Origin of the sequence: Nostoc cf. commune SO-36, assembly GCF_023734775.1 — a bacterium.
GTDB classification, from domain to species: domain Bacteria; phylum Cyanobacteriota; class Cyanobacteriia; order Cyanobacteriales; family Nostocaceae; genus Nostoc; species Nostoc commune_A.
Genome location: NZ_AP025732.1, coordinates 191,334 through 208,395 on the forward strand (window position 1 = coordinate 191,334; position 17,062 = coordinate 208,395).

General features: G+C 42.7%; 13 protein-coding genes, 2 tRNA genes and 6 pseudogenes. 9 read left to right on the forward strand and 12 right to left on the reverse strand.

Translation table 11 applies throughout. The features are described from left to right. Nucleotides 1-141: 141 nt before the first annotated feature. Both ANSO36C_RS00870 and ANSO36C_RS00875 read left to right on the forward strand, forming a co-directional pair. Nucleotides 142-972, forward strand: coding sequence for a metallophosphoesterase (locus ANSO36C_RS00870; RefSeq protein WP_251957970.1), 831 nt, complete (start codon nucleotides 142-144; stop codon nucleotides 970-972). 117 nt (nucleotides 973-1,089) lie between these two features. After that, nucleotides 1,090-1,924 (forward strand): annotated as a pseudogene (locus tag ANSO36C_RS00875) (metallophosphoesterase). Between the two features lie 518 nt (nucleotides 1,925-2,442). Here the strand turns inward: ANSO36C_RS00875 and ANSO36C_RS00880 are convergent. The 6 genes and pseudogenes from ANSO36C_RS00880 to ANSO36C_RS00900 all read right to left on the reverse strand — a co-directional run bounded on the left by ANSO36C_RS00880 (nucleotide 2,443) and on the right by ANSO36C_RS00900 (nucleotide 5,689). Then, nucleotides 2,443-3,183, reverse strand: coding sequence for a hypothetical protein (locus ANSO36C_RS00880; RefSeq protein WP_251957971.1), 741 nt, complete (start codon nucleotides 3,181-3,183; stop codon nucleotides 2,443-2,445). Between the two features lie 294 nt (nucleotides 3,184-3,477). Next, nucleotides 3,478-4,287 (reverse strand): WD40 repeat domain-containing protein, encoded by an 810-nt coding sequence (locus ANSO36C_RS00885; RefSeq protein ID WP_251957972.1) that lies wholly within the window; start codon nucleotides 4,285-4,287, stop codon nucleotides 3,478-3,480. A 12-nt stretch (nucleotides 4,288-4,299) separates the two neighbouring features. Further along, nucleotides 4,300-4,362 (reverse strand): annotated as a pseudogene (locus ANSO36C_RS34085) (hypothetical protein); the annotation flags it as partial. Nucleotides 4,363-4,374: 12 nt separating this feature from the next. Continuing rightward, a complete protein-coding gene (locus ANSO36C_RS34670; RefSeq protein WP_410174700.1) occupies nucleotides 4,375-4,878 on the reverse strand; it encodes a tetratricopeptide repeat protein in 504 nt (167 codons plus the stop codon). Continuing rightward, nucleotides 4,817-4,945, reverse strand: a complete 129-nt coding sequence (locus ANSO36C_RS00895) for a J domain-containing protein (RefSeq protein ID WP_251957973.1) — start codon at nucleotides 4,943-4,945, stop codon at nucleotides 4,817-4,819. The genes ANSO36C_RS34670 and ANSO36C_RS00895 overlap by 62 nt, the downstream gene beginning before the upstream one ends. 210 nt (nucleotides 4,946-5,155) lie before the next feature. Then, nucleotides 5,156-5,689 carry a J domain-containing protein gene (locus ANSO36C_RS00900; protein WP_251957974.1) on the reverse strand — a complete coding sequence of 178 codons (534 nt, stop codon included), beginning with the start codon at nucleotides 5,687-5,689 and terminating at the stop codon, nucleotides 5,156-5,158. A 31-nt stretch (nucleotides 5,690-5,720) separates the two neighbouring features. On the opposite strand from ANSO36C_RS00900, the gene ANSO36C_RS00905 reads away from it, so the two are divergent. The 6 genes and pseudogenes from ANSO36C_RS00905 (at nucleotide 5,721) to trxA (ending at nucleotide 10,310) form a co-directional block, all read left to right on the forward strand. Then, complete coding sequence (locus ANSO36C_RS00905; protein ID WP_251960217.1) at nucleotides 5,721-6,833, forward strand: tocopherol cyclase family protein; 1,113 nt, start codon at nucleotides 5,721-5,723, stop codon at nucleotides 6,831-6,833. 33 nt (nucleotides 6,834-6,866) lie between these two features. Further along, a tRNA-Arg gene (locus ANSO36C_RS00910) sits at nucleotides 6,867-6,940 on the forward strand. A gap of 356 nt (nucleotides 6,941-7,296) precedes the next feature. After that, nucleotides 7,297-7,827 (forward strand): YdcF family protein, encoded by a 531-nt coding sequence (locus ANSO36C_RS00915; protein WP_251957975.1) that lies wholly within the window; start codon nucleotides 7,297-7,299, stop codon nucleotides 7,825-7,827. A 608-nt stretch (nucleotides 7,828-8,435) separates the two neighbouring features. Beyond that, a pseudogene (locus ANSO36C_RS00920) lies at nucleotides 8,436-9,597 on the forward strand (GuaB3 family IMP dehydrogenase-related protein). A 16-nt stretch (nucleotides 9,598-9,613) separates the two neighbouring features. Continuing rightward, nucleotides 9,614-9,736, forward strand: a complete 123-nt coding sequence (locus tag ANSO36C_RS33770; protein WP_267145347.1) for a hypothetical protein — start codon at nucleotides 9,614-9,616, stop codon at nucleotides 9,734-9,736. A gap of 250 nt (nucleotides 9,737-9,986) precedes the next feature. Continuing rightward, nucleotides 9,987-10,310: a thioredoxin gene (gene trxA / locus ANSO36C_RS00925; protein ID WP_251957976.1), complete on the forward strand. Its 324-nt coding sequence runs from the start codon at nucleotides 9,987-9,989 to the stop codon at nucleotides 10,308-10,310. A gap of 149 nt (nucleotides 10,311-10,459) precedes the next feature. Here the strand turns inward: trxA and ANSO36C_RS00930 are convergent. Next, nucleotides 10,460-11,052, reverse strand: a pseudogene (locus ANSO36C_RS00930) (MarC family protein). A 197-nt stretch (nucleotides 11,053-11,249) separates the two neighbouring features. On the opposite strand from ANSO36C_RS00930, the gene ANSO36C_RS00935 reads away from it, so the two are divergent. Next, entirely contained in the window at nucleotides 11,250-12,062 is an 813-nt protein-coding gene (locus ANSO36C_RS00935) for a carbon-nitrogen hydrolase family protein (protein WP_251957977.1), read from the forward strand. 302 nt (nucleotides 12,063-12,364) lie between these two features. On the opposite strand, the gene fba is transcribed toward ANSO36C_RS00935, so the two are convergent. The 5 genes and pseudogenes from fba to pdhA all read right to left on the reverse strand — a co-directional run bounded on the left by fba (nucleotide 12,365) and on the right by pdhA (nucleotide 16,667). Next, nucleotides 12,365-13,444 carry a class II fructose-bisphosphate aldolase gene (gene fba / locus ANSO36C_RS00940; RefSeq protein ID WP_094346179.1) on the reverse strand — a complete coding sequence of 360 codons (1,080 nt, stop codon included), beginning with the start codon at nucleotides 13,442-13,444 and terminating at the stop codon, nucleotides 12,365-12,367. A gap of 305 nt (nucleotides 13,445-13,749) precedes the next feature. Beyond that, entirely contained in the window at nucleotides 13,750-14,439 is a 690-nt protein-coding gene (locus ANSO36C_RS00945) for a Uma2 family endonuclease (protein ID WP_251957978.1), read from the reverse strand. Nucleotides 14,440-14,540: 101 nt separating this feature from the next. Then, a tRNA-Lys gene (locus tag ANSO36C_RS00950) sits at nucleotides 14,541-14,612 on the reverse strand. A gap of 61 nt (nucleotides 14,613-14,673) precedes the next feature. Continuing rightward, nucleotides 14,674-15,543: pseudogene (locus ANSO36C_RS00955) on the reverse strand (aldose epimerase family protein). Between the two features lie 88 nt (nucleotides 15,544-15,631). Beyond that, nucleotides 15,632-16,667: pseudogene (gene pdhA / locus ANSO36C_RS00960) on the reverse strand (pyruvate dehydrogenase (acetyl-transferring) E1 component subunit alpha). Nucleotides 16,668-17,062 lie beyond the last annotated feature (395 nt).

Sequence of the window (17,062 nt, forward strand, 5' to 3'; positions counted from 1 at the left end):
GTATTAAACTTAGCTGAGTATAAATACGCTATAACTTACAGCTTTCGTAAAATTTTCAATAACTTGCACTGGTCGCTGTACATGAACCGACAATGTTTCGTTAAGCTGTAAGCGCTATGATTAAAGTTTATTGAACGTCTTATGCATTGGTTGTTATCTGGGCCGTTGAGTACAGAGGAATTGACGGTTAACATTGCAGGGTTGGCTGCATCGTTACAAGGTAAGAGGCTGGTGCAGTTGTCAGATTTTCACTACGATGGTTTGCGGCTGTCGGAAGATATGCTAGAAAGAGCGATCGCAGTTACTAATGAAGCTGAACCAGATTTAATTTTATTAACTGGTGACTACGTAACCGATGATCCGGCATCGATTCACCCACTAGTACTTCGACTCAAACATCTGCAAAGTCGCAGTGGTATCTATGCTGTTCTTGGCAATCACGATATCTATTACAAACACGCAAAAGCAGAAGTTACAGCAGCTCTTACTAGCATTGGAATTCACGTCCTTTGGAACGAAATTGCTTATCCATTAGGAAAAGAATTGCCACTTGTTGGATTAGCGGATAGTTGGTCACAAGAATTCAACCCTGAACCCGTTATGAACCAGCTAAACTCCGACACACCCTGCATTGTTTTATCCCACAACCCAGATACTGCGGAGATATTACAGGCATGGCGAGTCGATTTACAATTATCTGGTCATACTCACGGTGGTCAAATAGTGATTCCCGGAATTGGCCCTGTGGTGTTGCTTTACGATAAGCTTGCAGAAAAAATACCCAGAAAAGTACGCCGTTTAGTGCCATTTTTGGAAACAAATGTTTCTGTAGTCAGCCATTGGGAATGGGCGCAGGGTTTCCATCGGATAGGAAAAAATCAGTTATATGTTAATCGTGGTTTGGGAACTTACCTCCCAGGACGTTTATTTTGCCGCCCAGAAGTTACTATAATTACGCTACAAAGTGAGTAGGTAATTCAATCAACTAATTTTATCTGGAGTAAATGACATAAATTATTGCATTTTATCAAGTTACATTTTTATTTTTGGTAAGCTGTAAGCGCTGGTATGAGGAGTATCGGTTGTCTTATGCATTGGTTGTTTACGGGACATTTAAGAGTAGATAAAATAACGGTTAAGATTGCAGAGCTTCCTGCATCTTTACAAGGTAGCGACGTTAGTGCAATTGTCAGATTTTCACTACGATGGTTTGCGGCTGTCGGAAGATATGCTAGAAAAAGCGATCGCAGTTACTAACGAAGCTGAACCGGATTTAATTTTATTAACTGGTGACTACGTAACTGATGATCCCACCCCAATTCACCAATTGGTGCATCGACTCAAACATCTGCAAAGTCGCTGTGGTATTTATGCCGTACTTGGGAACCACGATATCTATTACAGTCACTCAAAAGCAGAAGTTACACAGGCCTTAACTAGCATTGGGGTGCATGTGCTTTGGAATGAAATCGCTTATCCACTAGGAAAAGAATTACCACTCGTTGGGCTAGCTGATTATTGGTCACAGGAATTTTACCCTGCACCAGTCATGAATCAACTAGACTTGGTTACACCGCGCATTGTTTTATCCCATAACCCAGATACAGCCACGATATTGCAACAATGGCGGGTAGATTTGCAACTATCTGGTCATACCCACGGTGGTCACATCGTAATTCCATGCATTGGCCCTCTAGTACTCTATTATAAAAAGTTACTCAAACAAATTCCCAAAAAATTGCGGCGTTGGGTAACATTTTTCTTGGGAGACTGTTCTAAAGTAGTGCGATATTGGGAGTGGGCGCAAGGATTTCACAAGGTAGAAAAAAATCAACTATATGTCAATCGTGGTTTAGGAACTTATAAACCAGGACGTTTATTTTGTCCGCCAGAAGTGACTGTAATTACCTTAATTAGTGATTAACAATTTTGAACTTTTGAATTACAAAGCAGAAACCGCCTGAAACTGCGATGGATAAATGTCAGCAGCTTGGGGCGGTTTCTTGAAGATTAGAGAATTCAGGATTAACTAACTCAAACTAAGGTGGACAGCATTGGCAATCGCTCTACTCAGAATTGCACATCCTTATATTCCAACTAGGTAGGCATTTTCTGACTGTGCGTTCTAAAACCTCCAAAACAACTCATTGGACTTAAGGCAAAAACACATTCAATGGATGCCACAACCAAAGGAGCGAGCGCAAGAACATTAGAGCAGGAGGCACAGGCTCTAACTTGAAAGTTTTTGTTTAACTTTTAACTTGTTTGTACCTTGCTTTTAATCTAGCATTGTGTTTTGGTAAGCTACAAGACACGTTTACTAAAGTTGAATACCATTAATTTATCGAAACAATTCAGAAATATTCCTTAAAAAATCTCCCACTTGTTATGTATTAGTGTAAACACCAACATTATCAAGTGGGGGCTGAAAGTTCAGAATCGTTATTGACCAGAACCGCCTGTACTACTATCACCTGCGGTAGAAGAACCGCTATTAGATGTACTGTTTGACTGATCTACTCCTTGAGGTGGGGTAGTTTTAGAGCTACCACTTTTCGTACTTGGCGCAACAGTATTACTAGTTGGAGTCGTCGGGTTTTGTGTCACTTTAGGGGTTGGCTGCGTTGCAGAAGGCGCTTTTTGTGCCGCAGGCTGCTGCTGCTGAGGGGGAATAGTAATGTTAATATCCGGCTGGCGAGGTGCAGCTGGAGGTATAATCTGCTGTTGTGGAACAGAAACAGGCACAGGAACAGGTACAGCTACTTCCCTGGTTCTTTCGATTATCGTCGTTTGTGGTTGAGGAGAAGCACTAGGAGTTGGACTACTCTTACTTGGTACAGGAACCAGGACTGGCACAGTAGTGTTAACAGCTGCGTTATTCTGCTGGTTGAAGTACCAAACCCCACCTATAACCAAACTAAGCAGGGAAGTAATAATAATACCTAACACCAAACCACCACTAGCATTGTTTTCATCACGCTGGGCTAAATCAGCTTGCTGATTGCCACGCTCAGTATTTCGACCTTGTACATAACCGTTGGTGTAAGAGTTAGGATTAGCTGCGTTGTTTTTGACTGTTTCAGTGGTTCGCGTCAAGTCAGTGTGAGTATTACCATTAACATCAGTGTAAGATTCTTGCTTGATCTCACTGTTTTTGCTTTCGGGTTCATTGGGAATAGACATAGCTGTTGATTTCACTCCTCGATATAATGTTGACAAACTAAAGCTTTGTAAAAACCAGAGGTTTTAATGAGTTGGAAAAGGTATGTTGCTGATGAATATTGAGTTTTATTTGCTACTCAACTGTTGGTAGCTCTCAGCATAACCTCTGAGATCAGCAAGTGGCTATATCTGTAGGAAGTTAATGTTTAATCAAGAGAAAGAGTATCCCAATGATGGATGTTCTTAAGCTGTCAACTGATGGATTGATAAAAAATCTGGCAATTTGCTTCAATTCTCTAAATTTTTAATTTGTTGTTAAATATGGCATCGCCAAAGCTTAATGGTCATATCTCGGCTACCGCTAACCAAAGTTTTGCCATCAGGACTGAAAGCGACAGAGTTAACCCAATCTGAATGGTTATCCAGCGTGTAAAGTTCTTGTCCTGTATTGACATCCCATAGCTTCACAGTACAATCTGCACTACCACTAACAAGATGCTGACCATCGGGACTAAAAGCGATCGCACAAACATAGCTGCGATGTCCAGTAAGTGTGTTAGTTAGCTTACTTGTATTGATATTCCATAACTTGATAGTCTGGTCATAACTGCTACTAGCTAAAATTTGTCCATCAGGGCTAATGGCGACACACATCACCCAACCTGAATGCCCGTTGAGAGTTTGCAGCAGTTTGTTACTCTTCAAATTCCACAGCTTAATGGTATTATCCGCACCGCCACTTACAAAAATCTGTTGTTTTGGGCAAATAGCAAGGGAGTAAACTAAGCCAGAATGACCTTTGAGGACTTGCAGTAATTGTCCCATCTCTATATGGGAAACCTTGATAGTAGTATCTGTACCGCCACTCAGGATAGTCTGATCATCTGGACTAATGATTACAGAAAAAACTGGGGTTGAATGTACTTTGAGTGTCTTGAGTAATTTACCTGTAGACAGTTGCCAAATCATTATGCTGCTGTCATCACTGCCACTAACCAGAGTTTGGCTATCTGGGCTAAAGGCTAGGCATCTTACCCATTTTGTATGACTAGTGAGAGTATGTAGTAATTTACCTGTGTCGAGATGCCAAATCTTGATAGTATTGTCACTACTTCCACTAGCCAAAGTTTGCCCATTTGGACTGATTGCAGTTGTAAAAACCGAGTTTAGATGAGTAAGAGTGTTTACACATTTCCACAGTGAAGGTTGACACTATGATTCAGGTGGTTTTAGCGGTGGCGATGCAGGCTTGGGTGGTGGTGGCGGCGTTGGTGGTTTTGACGGTGGCGATGTAGGTTTGGGTGGTGCTTTTTTCTGTTTCAGTTCCAGTTCACTGGCATTTTTTAAATCTGACTTGGCCCTATTTTCATATCCTAGTTTCGAGCAAGCAAGCCCTCGGTATTTATAGGCTTCAAAGTATTTGGGGTTGAGACGAATTGCTTGGGTAAAGTCTTCTATTGCTTCAGTATATTTTCCTCTTTGAGCTTTCTCCATGCCCAGTTTGTAGAAACTTTCAGCATTGGATGGAGTGAAATCAATTTTGGTGCAAGTGGAAGCAGATTGATTTGTCTGGCTTGGCTGATAAGACTTTAGCCTTGCATAAGCTTGATTGATTTCTTTGATTTTTTCTTCTGCTTCTCGCTTTTGCTGCGGTTCAAGAAAACAAATCTGGATGCCAAGTCTTAGCCATCTGGCGGTAAGCTTGCTTGACTTGATCGGCAGATGCATCTGGTTTTAATCCAAGGATATCGTAAACATGATTTATATCAAGGCGATCGCTCATACTAAGAAATCAGCAGCAAATCTTACTACACTTAGTATTCCCAAGTATAAGTAGTATCTAACTCAAGGTATGGTGTCGCCCTCTAAAGCGTCTTAAACTATATTCGCTTCTTATCTCCAACGCCGATTTAGCCGCAATATCTTTTTAATACCCCGACAAAATCTTTCTACCAGAGGTCTAGGTTGGGATACATATCTAGCCGATCGCGATCTACGTGCAGCACCCGGATTTCTTAAACTCTTCTTCTATTTGTGCAGCTTTATTTAAATCTGAAGCGGCTCTATATTCGTATCCCAATTGTGAGCAAACTAGCCCACGATATTTATACGCCTCAATATAGTGAGGATTTAGATGAATTGCGTGGGTAAAATCTGCGATCGCATCTTCATATCTTCCTTGTGTAGCATTCTCTACCCCTAAAGTATAGAAAGTTTTTGCATCCCAACGATTGACAGATATTTTTGGGGGATTTTTAGGCGAAGATGAAGATGGATTCTTAGGAATAGGAGGCTCAGATGGACTTTCAGATTTGAGCTTGTTGTAAGCTGCGTTGATTAATTTAATTTTTTCCTCAGCTTCCTGCTTTTGCTTTTGATCAATAAAGCGATCGGGATGCCAAATTTTCACCAGTTTACGATAAGTTCGCTTCACCTGTGCTTGAGATGCACCAGGTTTCAATCCAAGAATTTCATAAGCATCATTGATATCGAAGCGTAGACCCTTCTGTGGCTTGTCGTCAGACATCGCGCATACTGATAAAATGGCAACTATATCTATGTTAACTATTCCCTTAAATTCTCTCCAAACACCCCATTCTGGCTATCACTGGGATGGCAGTAGTCGCCGCTTCTTTGAAGGGTGGTATTATCGCGTTACCTTACCGGAAATTGGGCAAACATTCGCCTTTATGTACTCCATTGAAGACCCCATCGGCGGGAAACCTCACAGTGGCGGTGCAGCCCAAATCCTCGGCCCGGATGATGAATATTTATGTCGTACTTTTCCTGATGTAAACAAATTTTGGGGTAGTCGAGATGTCCTGAGTTTAGGTCATTGGGGTAAAACTAATTTGCAAGTTTCTCCCCTATACCTTCTCCCAGAAGAATTTGAGCATCATGTTCAAGAAGGATATCAAGCTACTGCCACCTTAAATCAGGGAATAATTCGCGATGGCTTCGCCAACGCCAAGGGCGAACGCGCCACCAATAATTATTGCCGTTGGCAGTATGAAATTCAACCAGTATACGGTTGGGGAAATCAAAATAGCAATCAGCAATCAACAGCAGGCTGGCTGTCATTCTTGCAGATTTTTGAACCTGGATGGCAAATTTTGATGGCTCACGGTCTAGCCACCGGGAAAATTGACTGGAATGGCAAAATCTACGAATTCACCAACGCCCCAGCCTACGGTGAGAAAAATTGGGGTGGTGCTTTTCCCCAAAAATGGTTTTGGATAAATTGTAATTGCTTTGAAGGCGAACCCGACTTAGCATTAACTGCTGGCGGTGGACACCGGGGTGTGCTGTGGTGGATGGAATCTGTGGCGATGATTGGCTTGCACTATCAAGGCAAGTTTTATGAATTCGTTCCCTGGAATTCCCAAGTAGAGTGGGAAATTCAGCCTTGGGGCAGATGGCAAATGAAAGCTAGTAACTCCAATTACGAAATAGAATTGACCGGAATCACCCATCTACCCGGTACACCTTTACGTGCGCCCACAGCAGAAGGTTTAATTTACTGTTGCCGGGACACCATGCAAGGAAAGCTAAATTTAGAGTTACGAGAATTAAATGGGAGTAAATCTAAAATCATCCTCAAAGCAGAAAGTCTTCTTTGTGGTTTAGAAGTAGGCGGCGGCTCTTGGGATAATTGTTGGCAGTCTCGGTAAAACTACTGCTATAATTATATATGCTTCGCAGTTGGGGTTGTAGCTCAGTTGGATAGAGCGGACGCCTCCTAAGCGTCAGGTCGTGCGTTCGAATCGCACCAGTCCCGTTGTCTCAAGAGAGTTATATAGCAATAAGCAATTCGTAAGTTAACACAGATGTGCTAACCCACCTTGTTTGTGCCTGATTGAAACGAGAATCACTGTATAAAGTGGCTAGAACCCTTTGATGAATCGTCTGAGACAGGTTAGGATAATCCATCAATTAGAGGAAAAAACTCCAGACACGCTTAATCGCGCTTTAGCGCAGAAATCAAGAAAATTTATATTTGGGCAGATTACGGAGGAGTTTGCTAATCTACTATCAATTGTTGTTTTTCTTTTAGTTTAGAGAAAATTTTGGACTGAGTAAATAAAGTTATTGAGCCTTGAATAAGCTACTCTTTACAGGTAAATCTTTCGTTTTATGGCTTTTGTCCTACCATTAATCACTTGGTGGGGATACAAAGAAGTACAAAACCAATTTGTACAGCCGCAAGCAGTTGTAGTGTTGGGTGGTTCAACGAAACATTTAGAGCGAGAGAAGTTTACAGCAAAATTCGTCCGTGAGCATCCAAATATACCCATTTGGATCACAGGCGGCAGCCCACGTACATTCACCCAACGAGTGTTTACCAAAGCTGGTGTTGATCCCAAACGTTTACACTTTGATTATGAAGCAGTAGATACAGTTACTAATTTTACCACCTTGGTGGATGATTTAAATGCTCGCGGCATCAAGAGCGTTTATTTGATTACTTCAGACTTCCACATGCGCCGGGCTTGTGTCATCGGCGAAATTATTTTGGGTAGTAGGGGTATTTATTTAAAACCAGTACCAGTCCCTTCAGAAAAACCGCCTGAATCTATCGAAAAATCTATTCGTGATGGAGCTAGAGCCATAATTTGGTTAGCAACTGGCTACACTGGTGTAGATGCCGCTAAGAATAAGCGGTAAATCATACCCCTTTTGGATTTTTGAATTGAAAATTTTCCGACTCAGAAGGTTTATCGATTAGAAACAAGATAAACTATTCTGGTTTTCAATTGTATCATTTATTGGCATTTGCATTTTTGTCAACACAGACAAATTTAAGAGAACTAATGCCAATAATCTTGATATTAACTCAGTAATAATAGACACATCAAAGAGTATTGCGAATTAGTGGGACGAATAAAAACTGACGTTCTTAGGGAATTGATTAGAAGTCTGAAGATGAAGACAAAACCTTCCTAAGCTGTTACGCATTTAAATTGAACATTTACGTGAAGGCTGATGACTGATAACCATTAGCCGTCAACGACCGTAAAGAGTGTTTATACAATCTAGGCGCTACATCAGCTTAGAAGTGCGTAGCTCTAAACCCCATTTTTCGGTAACACTAACCTTCAAAGCAATTAACAACTTTTCCTCATTTGTTTCCTTGGTACAAACTTTACATCTACCAGAAATTTAAGCGACGGCTTGGGCTACTCAAATCTATCTCTGTAGTTCCAGAAAAAAACGCCCCAAGTCCTCCCACAATTTGATACCCTAGCTTAAACAGATTTGAGAAAAATTAAAGCGTGGAAATTCAACTTGGGCGGGGAAAAACAGCTCGCAGAGCTTACGGAATAGATGAAATTGCTCTAGCCCCCGGTAACAGAACACTAGACCCCAGTTTGGCAGATACTAAATGGCGGATTGGCAATATTGAGCGAGAAATCCCGATAATTGCCAGTGCAATGGATGGTGTAGTAGATGTTCGCATGGCTGTACGTTTGTCACAGTTAGGAGCATTAGTGTCCTCAACTTAGAGGGGATTCAAACTCGCTATGCTGACCCAGAGCCAATATTAGATCGGATTACCTCTGTGGGTAAAGATGAATTTGTTGCTCTGATGCAAGAACTCTATGCCGAACCAATAAAACCGGAATTAATTGAACAACGTATTCAGGAAATTAAACAACAAGGTGGCATTGCGGCGGTGAGTGCGACTCCAGCCGGTGCAAGTAAATACGGTGAGGCGGTGGCAAAAGCTGGAGCAGATTTATTTTTTGTACAGGCTACGGTAGTTTCTACTGCACATCTGTCACCAGAGTCTTTAGTACCACTTGATTTAGCAGAATTTTGCCGTTCCATGCCCATCCCCGTGGTGTTGGGGAATTGCGTAACTTATGAAGTTACTTTGAATTTGTTAAAAGCTGGGCGGCTGGGGTACTGGTGGGAATTGGGCCTGGTGCTGCTTGTACTTCTCGTGGGGTGTTGGGTGTTGGTGTACCACAGGCGACTGCGATCGCAGATTGTGCAGCAGCACGAGATGATTACTACAAGGAAACTGGCAACTATATTCCCATCATCGCTGATGGCGGTTTAATCACCGGTGGCGACATTTGTAAATGCATCGCCTGTGGTGCTGATGGTGTGATGATTGGTTCCCCCTTTGCCAGAGCCGCAGAAGCTCCAGGACGAGGTTATCATTGGGGTATGGCTACTCCCAGCCCAGTATTGCCCCGTGGCACCCGCATTCGTGTTGCCACCACTGGCAGTCTAGAGCAAATACTCATTGGGCCAGCAGGGCTAGATGATGGCACTCACAATCTTTTAGGAGCCTTAAAGACGAGCATGGGCACTTTAGGAGCTAAAAACATTAAAGAAATGCAGCAAGTGGAAGTTGTGATTGCGCCTTCGCTATTAACCGAGGGTAAAGTTTACCAAAAAGCTCAACAGTTGGGTATGGGGAAATAGAATTGGGGCATGGGGCATGGGGCATGAGGCAGTGATGGGAGAATTCCTAACTCAGCAATCCCCAATCCCCAATCCCCAATGCCCAATGCCCAATGCCCAATCCCCAATGCCCAATGCCCAATTCCCAATTCTTCAATAAATCTTTCCAGACCCCTAAACAATTGCTGGAAAAATCCGATATCTCACCTACAATAGAGATAGCGGAGACGAATGTTTCCGTTCACTCCTCACACCACACTCCGCCCGGACTACTGTTCGGGCGGTTCCTTATGTTTATTTATAAATTTTAGAGCTTCTTTGCAAATGTACACCCTCGCACTGCCAAGCTGAGGTTTTTGCTATGGTAGAATTTTCACCAAGCTCAGATATTATTGGCGAAGGTTTTAGGCATGTCAACAGCCGCACAAGTTACCGATTCTAGTTTCAAGCAAGAAGTACTCGACAGCAAGGTACCCGTTTTAGTTGACTTTTGGGCACCCTGGTGCGGACCATGCCGTATGGTAGCTCCTGTTGTTGATGAAATCTCCGAACAGTATAAAGGTCAAATAAAGGTCGTAAAAGTCAACACGGATGAAAATCCTAATGTTGCCAGTCAGTACGGCATTCGCAGCATTCCCACGTTAATGATTTTTAAGGAGGGACAAAAAGTGGACATGGTGGTCGGTGCTGTGCCTAAAAGTACATTAGCTTCCACCCTCGAAAAGTATCTTTGAAACTCAATCGGTAATAAAATCCCCTTGAGTTATCCATGTTGTTCTAACATTAGGTTAATTTTTATAAACAAGTTTGAGAGGCGCGAATTTCTCGTCTTTCAAACTTATTTACATTTGTATACAGTTTCAGAGTATTTTTTAGGAGTTTTCTAGCTCAAAAATAACTCCCTAATTCCCGTACTACCAATTTCTACTGCTAGCGCCGCCAACAGAAAGCCCAAAAGTTGAGTCACAATTACTCCACCTTCTGCACCAATCCACTGGTCAATCAGATTTGCTAAACGCAAAATCAACCAAGTGATCAGCATTGCCCCTAAGATACCCACCGCCACGGCAATATGCGGACTCTGTGATTTCGACATCAGCAACATCACCGTCGTCAAAGTCCCCGGCCCCGCTAGTAGTGGTAAAGCTAGTGGAGTAATTGCGACATCGCGTCCTTCTTCAATAATTGGCTGATCTAATTCTCCCCGCAGCATTTTCAAAGCAATTAACAGCAACAATAGCCCTCCTGCTACTCGCAAAGAGCCGATACTGATTTCCAAGTAATTTAAAATTACTTGTCCTGCAAAGGCAAATAGCAAAAGAACTGCGATCGCAACGATAATTGCTTTATCTATAACTTTGTTCTTTGGTCTGGCATCATCCCCTTAGTCAAAACTAAAACAATCGGTATATTGCCCACAGCATCAGCCAAGACAAACACAGCGATAAATGTTTGAATGAGAATAGAAGTATCCACAGCAGACAGCTTTTATCAAGGTTTGATCACAACCTAATCTTTATCTTGCTCAGTTTGCTATAACCCAGAGGAAGATTAAAACCAGTCTGTTAAAAAAAGCAACGCTGGCGCATTTGTAATTAAGTTCCAGAGATGTTGAAGTAGCGATATATTTTGATAATCTCTTTTCCATAAATCAACTGTTCGTTGTTGAATCTATGAAGTCTTATTTAGCCGCCGCTATTCAATTGACAAGTGTGCCCGATCTACACAAAAATTTGGCTCAGGCAGAAGAATTAATAGAGCTTGCCGTGCGTCAAGGTGCTGAATTGGTAGGCTTGCCAGAAAACTTTTCCTATATGGGAGAAGAAAAAGATAAACTCGCACAAGGTGATGCGATCGCTATTGAAAGTGAAAAATTTCTCAAAAAAATGGCCCAACGCTTTCAAGTTACGATCTTGGGCGGCAGCTTTCCCCTTCCTGTAGACAATACAGGCAAAGTTTATAACACCACTCTACTCATTGACCCAAACGGTCAAGAACTTTCCCGCTACTACAAAGTACACCTATTTGATGTTGATGTCCCTGATGGCAACACCTATCGGGAATCCAGCACGGTTGTGGCTGGTACGCAACTACCACCCGTCCATTTTTCAGAAAAACTTGGTAATTTAGGGCTTTCCATTTGTTATGATGTCCGCTTCCCTGAACTGTATCGTCATCTCGCAGATAAGGGAGCTGATGTTATCTTTATTCCCGCCGCCTTTACTGCCTTTACTGGCAAAGACCACTGGCAAGTACTATTACAAGCCAGAGCCATCGAGAATACCGCCTACGTCATTGCTCCTGCCCAAACAGGCAATAACTACGCCCGTCGTCTAACCCACGGCCATGCCGTTATTATCGACCCCTGGGGTGTAATTTTAGCCGATGCTGGGGAAAAACCAGGAATTGCGATCGCAGAAATCAAGCCAACTAGGTTAGAACAAGTCCGCCGTCAAATGCCATCTTTACAACATCGGGTGTTCTAGGGATTGGGGATTGGGGACACGGAGAGCAATACCGCGCTTATGTATGAATGAATATAGGGCTTCTCGAATGGAAGCAATATTTTGACCTCTCTCCAAACCTCTCTCCTAAAAGGAGAAAGGCTTTGAATTTTGCTCCCCTTCCCTTGCAGGGAAGGGGCTGGGGGTTAGGTCTGTGTATATTCCATTCAATAAAGAACTGCTACAAAACAAAAACCGGGTGTTTACCCGGTTTCTGACAACATTCAAATCCTCAGTTTTTAGGAGCATAGTAGCACTATGCACCGATTTATTTGTTATCAAAATTAAACTTTAGCAGCTGCTTTGGTGACAACGTTGAGTTCACCTTTAGCATACTTAGCAGCAAAATCTTCCAAAGAAATTTGCTTAATCTTGCTTGCGTTACCAGCTGTGCCAAATTGCTGATAGCGTTCAGCACAAACCTTCTGCATGTATGTAATAGAAGGCTTGAGGAAGTGACGGGGGTCAAACTCCTCTGGTTTTTTAGCCAAAGCTTCACGTACAGCAGCAGTAATTGCCAAACGGTTATCGGTGTCGATGTTTACTTTACGTACACCACTCTTAATACCTTTTTGGATTTCTTCTACAGGTACACCGTAGGTTTCAGGAATTGCACCACCATACTGGTTAATCAGTGCAAGCAAATCTTCTGGTACAGAGGATGAACCGTGCATTACCAAGTGGGTGTTAGGCAAACGGCGGTGAATTTCTTCAATGCGGCTGATTGCCAAAATTTCGCCAGTCGGCTTGCGGGTAAACTTGTAAGCGCCGTGGCTTGTGCCGATAGCAACAGCCAAAGCATCTACTTGGGTTGCTTCTACAAAGTCAACAGCTTCATCGGGGTCGGTTAACAGTTGAGAGTGGTCGAGTGTACCTTCAAAGCCGTGACCATCTTCAGCTTCACCAGCACCAGTTTCTAGAGAACCCAAACAACCGAGTTCACCTTCAACACTTACACCCAAAGCATGAGCTACATTTACAACTTCGCGGGTAACATTGACGTTGTACTCGAAGCTAGCGGGAGTTTTAGCATCAGCTTCTAAAGAACCATCCATCATCACGCTGGTGAAGTTGTTCTTGATTGCTGAGTAGCAGGTAGCAGGAGCATTCCCATGATCTTGGTGCATGACAATGGGAATGTGAGGATAGGTTTCTACCGCAGCCAAAATCAGGTGGCGGAGGAAGTTTTCGCCAGCATAAGCACGAGCGCCGCGTGAAGCTTGCAAAATTACGGGGCTATCTGTCTCTACAGCAGCCTTCAGGATCGCCTGAATCTGCTCCAAATTGTTAACGTTGAAAGCTGGGATGCCGTAACCGTTTTCAGCTGCGTGATCCAACAGCAGCCGCAGTGGTACAAGCGCCATAGATAGTCCTCCTAATGTGGTTGTCAGCTAGTCGGTCTGAGAGAAGCGTAATCATTACGCTAAATCTTAAGAGTTTTTTCAACTTATAGGAAATTATAACTAGTGTCGTGTATCTATGTTGAAAAAGTTTACGCCATAGTTACTATAAATATGTTCTATACTCCTGTACTATGCGCCATAGTTGCTCTGTATTGCTGTAGATTTAGTTACCCTACAATTAGTAGCTCTAGTAGCCCAGTATCCCAAATGGTCATTTGAAAGCGATCGCACTCCTAACTATTTTGGCAAATCTACAAGCGCTCGCATCAGGTAAAAGCCGCTAATCTCTCAACAAATGCTGCGTGTTCAGGAGATTGCAAACCTGTTTGTAAAACTGCCAACACGGACTGCATATTCCCCGCTAATAATTCTGCAACCCCCAACCACAACCCTGGAAAAACTTGACTTCGCAGAATACCGTTACTATCAGCAGCCAACTCTACATACTCACCCTGTTCCAAATAGAACCAAGTCAATTTTTGATCGAGTACTTGCCAGACGATATATTCTTTGACTCCATTGCGACGATAGGCTTGTTTTTTAGCGTGGAGGTCGATGGCAACACTACTAGCAGCAATTTCGACAATTAACTCTGGTGCGCCTTCAATATAATCATCGTCACTCAGCCTTGCTTGACCACCCGCTTCTGGATTGATTAGAAGTACAGCATCTGGTTGAGGTTCGTTATCTAAGTCTAAGCGCACAGTGGGTTCTACTCCCAAAGCTACACCAGGTGTTGCGACTTCGTAAGTACCGAGCCATGTAAGAATCCAACCATGCGGTTGACCATGACTTCTAAAACGCAAGGCAGCAGGCATATAGACAATTCCCTCAATCAATTCGGCTTTTTTCAAGTTAGGCATGGCGTTGTAGCGACGCTCAAATTCATAAAGGTTGAGTTTGTCGCCATTTTCCAAAAGGGGAATTGTCCAATGCTGTGGAATTGTTTTTACCATGATAATGGTGCTTGGGATTAGTCTATGCCTATCCTACCGAATTGCAGAAATTTCTTGAATGCTGCGATCGCGTTCTTTAACTTAATAATATGTTGATTTTATGGGTCGCCCGGGATTCGAACCCGGAACTAATCGGTTAAAAGCCGAGTACTCTACCGTTGAGTTAGCGACCCTTTCGCTGCATTTCGCAACTTTGCAATCATAGCATATACATCTATAGATTTGTAAAGGGGTTTAGAAAAAATTAGCAGTCAACCTTATAGATGCTGTATGGCTAGCTCCTGGTGCTAACACAGTCAAGTTATCACCAGTATTGAGAGAATTACGGGTGGCACTCCACGGTTCTAGACAGTAGAATTCTTTGCCTTTGACTGTCCAAAATACCAGGTAGGTAGAGAAATCATCATAATCCAAGGTGAGTTTTAACTTCCGGCTGCCATCTATCGCAGTGGCCGATTTACTCGTTAGCTGTCCAAAAGCAAAATCAATTTCATCACGGCTAAAGTCAAAAATTGCCATCAAAAGAGTGAAATTCCTTAGTTTGATTATCTTGATACTGCTTTGAAGGAATTTCAACCTCTAACTGAGTTTATCACCACACAGAAAGTAGGGATGGAAACCAGCCGAAAAAGGCATTGGTGTGGATGACAAGTTTTTATACTGCTGGCGGACTTCTAAGGTATTACCTTGAAGTTTGTAGGTAAAAGCCAGTTGAAAATCAAAAGGATAAACTGCCTTAGTTTGCTCATTGCTATCAAGAACGACAGTGAGACTAGCTTTATCTCCAGTTTCTTGTTCTCTTACTTTCCAAGGCAATTCACGGGCAAAACCGTGTTGTTTGAGAGTATATTGCTGCCCGTTGTGAGTGTAAGTATTATCTGGTAGATTGCCACAAATAGGAAACAAAATTGGATTCCCACCCCTGACACTCAACTCAGGATGAGTAAAGCGTTCAGTGTCCAGGTAGAAAATTTCTTGTCCTTGAATGCGCCAACGGGTGATGATACCGCCGCGTTCGGGTACGACTTCCAATTGAGAACTAGCGGCTTCATCAGAAAGAATATAGGTCTTGTATTGTTGCTGTTGAACTGCAATGCTAAACACAAATTTTAGTCCTGGGTATAGGGATAGTTAGGAGTTGTGAGTTAGGAGTTAACAATTTATAACTTCTAACTCCTAACTCCTAACTTTGTTATTCGTCTTCTGCAAACACAAAACGATATAACTCGCTAGGGTCTGGTTCGGGGCTGCTTTCGGCGAACTTAACCGCTTCGTCGATTACATCCTGAATTTTACGATCAATGGCTTTGATTTCTCCCTCATCCGCTAAATTTTGCTCCACCAAATAAGCTGCCAACTTCTTAATTGGGTCACGGGCGAACCAAAATTCTTTCTCCGCCTTGCTTCGCATTTCATCTGGGTCAGCCAAGGAGTGACCACGGAAGCGGTAAGTAAGCGCCTCAATTAATGTTGGCCCCTCACCTGCACGGGCACGGGCTACAGCTTCTTGGGCCACGGCTCGAACTGCTAGTACATCCATGCCATCTACTTCCACGCCTACCATGTTAAATGCACTAGCTTTTTTATAAATCTCTGGCTGAGAAGTGGCTCGTTCGTGAGACATCCCAATGGCCCACTTATTATTTTCGACTACAAAAAGAATGGGCAGTTTCCATAGGGCTGCCATATTTAGCGTCTCGAAAAACTGACCGTTATTAGCTGCACCGTCGCCAAAAAAGCAAGCCGTTACTTGGTCAGCATTTTTATCTCCTAAGACTTCGCGGCGGTACTTGCTTTGAAAAGCTGCTCCAGCTGCTACAGGAATTCCCTCAGCCACAAAAGCATAGCCACCCAGCAAGCGATGTTCAGCAGAAAACATGTGCATGGAACCACCGCGCCCTTTGCTGCAAACCTGTAGCTTGCCAAATAATTCTGCCATTACCTCTCTTGCTGGTACTCCCGCACTGAGAGCATGAACGTGGTCGCGGTAAGTACTACAAACGTAATCTTCACCCGGTCGCATTGACTGCACAACACCACTGCAAACGGCTTCTTGACCGTTGTACAAATGGACAAAACCAAACATTTTGCCTCTGTAGTACATTTCAGCGCACTTGTCTTCAAACAAGCGCCCTAATACCATGTCCTCATACAACCGTAACCCTTCTTCCTTAGTAATGTGCGTAGTAGCAGGATTAAAAGTGGGTAAAGTTACGCTCTTGAACCATTATTTTTGAGTATCCCTGTTGTACAAGTTAAAAGTTACGGTCTTAAATAAGTTGGTCTGATAACACTTCAGCTTTTAACAGGCTAGCGTTTGCATGACTCAACAATCAAACTTTATTTATGCACCAAAAAAGGGTCTTAGGGAATAGCTGAATTTTTAATTGCTAGTTTTTAGCTTTTCAGTCCATGTCCCGTGAGGATTTGACTTTAACGGCAATATCTGCTGTTTTGAGTCTTTCTCTCACTATTCCCCTTCATAGACTAGCAATCAAGATATACTGCTTTCTGCATATCCATTAACAATTTAAAAAAAGGAGGCAAAAATCCATATACCTAAATAGGTAATTGTAATTAAAGGTTAATTATGATATGATTTTTTCCTCTAGTTATCATGGTC

Bases quoted from the DNA above. Each gene is read 5' to 3' on its own strand.
- fba (WP_094346179.1), bottom strand. From the start codon at position 13,444: ATGGCGCTTGTACCACTGCGGCTGCTGTTGGATCACGCAGCTGAAAAC.
- ANSO36C_RS00900 (WP_251957974.1), bottom strand. From the start codon at position 5,689: ATGTCTGACGACAAGCCACAGAAGGGTCTACGCTTCGATATCAATGAT.
- ANSO36C_RS00945 (WP_251957978.1), bottom strand. From the start codon at position 14,439: ATGGTAAAAACAATTCCACAGCATTGGACAATTCCCCTTTTGGAAAAT.
- ANSO36C_RS00870 (WP_251957970.1), top strand. From the start codon at position 142: ATGCATTGGTTGTTATCTGGGCCGTTGAGTACAGAGGAATTGACGGTT.
- trxA (WP_251957976.1), top strand. From the start codon at position 9,987: ATGTCAACAGCCGCACAAGTTACCGATTCTAGTTTCAAGCAAGAAGTA.
- ANSO36C_RS00895 (WP_251957973.1), bottom strand. From the start codon at position 4,945: ATGAGCGATCGCCTTGATATAAATCATGTTTACGATATCCTTGGATTA.
- ANSO36C_RS33770 (WP_267145347.1), top strand. From the start codon at position 9,614: ATGGGGCATGAGGCAGTGATGGGAGAATTCCTAACTCAGCAATCCCCA.
- ANSO36C_RS00880 (WP_251957971.1), bottom strand. From the start codon at position 3,183: ATGTCTATTCCCAATGAACCCGAAAGCAAAAACAGTGAGATCAAGCAA.
- ANSO36C_RS00905 (WP_251960217.1), top strand. From the start codon at position 5,721: ATGTTAACTATTCCCTTAAATTCTCTCCAAACACCCCATTCTGGCTAT.
- ANSO36C_RS00915 (WP_251957975.1), top strand. From the start codon at position 7,297: ATGGCTTTTGTCCTACCATTAATCACTTGGTGGGGATACAAAGAAGTA.
- ANSO36C_RS00935 (WP_251957977.1), top strand. From the start codon at position 11,250: ATGAAGTCTTATTTAGCCGCCGCTATTCAATTGACAAGTGTGCCCGAT.